This is a genomic window from Mycobacterium pinniadriaticum, assembly GCF_026242045.1.
Classification (GTDB): domain Bacteria; phylum Actinomycetota; class Actinomycetes; order Mycobacteriales; family Mycobacteriaceae; genus Mycobacterium; species Mycobacterium pinniadriaticum.
Genome location: NZ_JAPJDO010000093.1, coordinates 1 through 1,840 on the forward strand (window position 1 = coordinate 1; position 1,840 = coordinate 1,840).

Annotated in this window: 1 protein-coding gene; it reads left to right on the top strand. The window is 67.7% G+C overall.

All coding sequences use genetic code 11. From position 1 onward, the window contains the following. Positions 1–66: 66 nt before the first annotated feature. On the top strand, positions 67–1,662 hold the full coding sequence (locus tag ORI27_RS32765; RefSeq protein ID WP_266001413.1) for an IS1182 family transposase: 1,596 nt from the start codon (positions 67–69) through the stop codon (positions 1,660–1,662). Positions 1,663–1,840: the final 178 nt, after the last annotated feature.

Consider the following 1,840-nt stretch of genomic DNA (forward strand, 5'->3'; position numbering starts at 1 on the left):
CTAGGAGGCCGCTGAATAATCGGCGTGTCTCCTCGGTGTAGCGGCTTGAGCTGGGAAAATGGATTCATGCAAGGCATGGAGCGGCCGGATCGGGAACTGTTGGACGCCCGGGCTCTGGTCGGTCATCTGGTGGCGCCGGGCAGTATGTTCGCGTTCCTGGCTGATCATCGTCAGGATCTTTTCAGCGACAACGAGTTCGAGGACTTGTTCCCTTCGGGGAAGGGACGGCCGTCGATCCCGGCGTCGGTGATGGCCTCGATCCTGGTGTTGCAGGCTTTGCATGATCTGTCTGATCGGGAGACCGCTGAGGCGGTTCGGTGCGATCTGCGGTGGAAAGTCGCGACCGGGATGGCGTTGGACGACAAGGGGTTCGACCCGTCCACTCTGGTGTACTGGCGTAAGCGGCTGGCCAAATCAGACCGGCCGCAGCGGATCAACGAGGCGGTGCGCCAGGTCGTCGCCGAGACCGGGCTGCTGCGTGGCCGTGGTAAACGTGCGGTGGATTCCACGATCCTGGCTGATGCGGTCGCCACCCAGGACACCATCACCCAGCTGATCTCGGCGATCCGCCGCGTCGGGCGGATCGTGCCCGGCGCCGCCGAGGCGATCGCGGCGGTGTGCACCGGGCATGACTACGGGCGCCCCGGTAAGCCGGTGATCGACTGGGACGAACCCGGGGCCAAGGATGCGTTGGTGTCCGCGCTGGTCAACGACGCGAACGCGTTGCTGGAAGCGCTCGCCGGGATCGATGAGGACGTGGCTGCCCAGGAGTCGGTGGCTGCGGCGTTGGCGATGTTGGCGTTGGTCGCCGGACAAGATGTCGAACCGGCGGAAGGTTCTGACGGTACCGACGGGCGGTGGCGCATCGCCCGTAAGGTCGCCCCCGACCGGGTGATCTCCCAAGTCGATCCCCAAGCCCGCCACACCCGTAAGTCACCAGAGGCCCGCCGGGACGGATATCGGGCGCACGTGGTAGCTGAGCCTGAAACCGGGATCATCACCGATGAGGCGCTGACCATGGCCGCGGGGCCGCGCAACTCCGATGCGGCGGTCGCCGAGCAGTTCCTGGCCAACGATCACGCTGCCGGACCCTACACACGACAGTGGTACGGCGATTCCGCTTACGGCACAGGGGATCTGCGCGGCGCGATCCACGACGCCGGACATGACGCGGTGATCAAACCCAGGCCGATCCCCGCCGCGGTCACGGCCGGATTCACCGTGGACGACTTCACCGTCGACGAGCAGGGCGCCACAGTGAGTTGCCCGGCCGGGCACACCCGCCCCATCACCAAGGCGCGCAACGTGATCTTCGGCGCGCTGTGCCACGCCTGCCCGCTTGTGGCACGCTGCACCACCTCCAAATCCGGCCGCACCATCAGCCTGCACCAGCGGGACGACCTGCTACGCGCTGCCCGCCGCGACTGGGCTGCCGACCCCGACCTGCCGCAGAAGTACCGCAAGAACCGGCCCAACGTGGAACGCGTCGTGTCCCAGATCGCCAGCCGCGGCGGACGCCGCCTCAAACTGCGCTACCGCGGCACCACCAAGAACCACGCATGGTTGACCCGTCGCACCGCCGGGCTCAACCTCCGCAATCTTCTCGGCCGTGGCCTCACCCGCACCGCAGGGGAATGGGTTCTGGCACCCCAACCGGCCTGAAAATGGGGCCCACCGGACTCCGCCGACGGCCGGTACGGGCCACCCGGGCGCCCTGCCACAGGTCCAAACAGGCCCCCACCGCCACGATCCGCGCTCGCCGGCCGACCGCCCACCAATCCACGCCCCGACCCGTGCCACAGCTCAGCCCCAGAACCGCCTTGTTCAGCGGCCTCCTAGC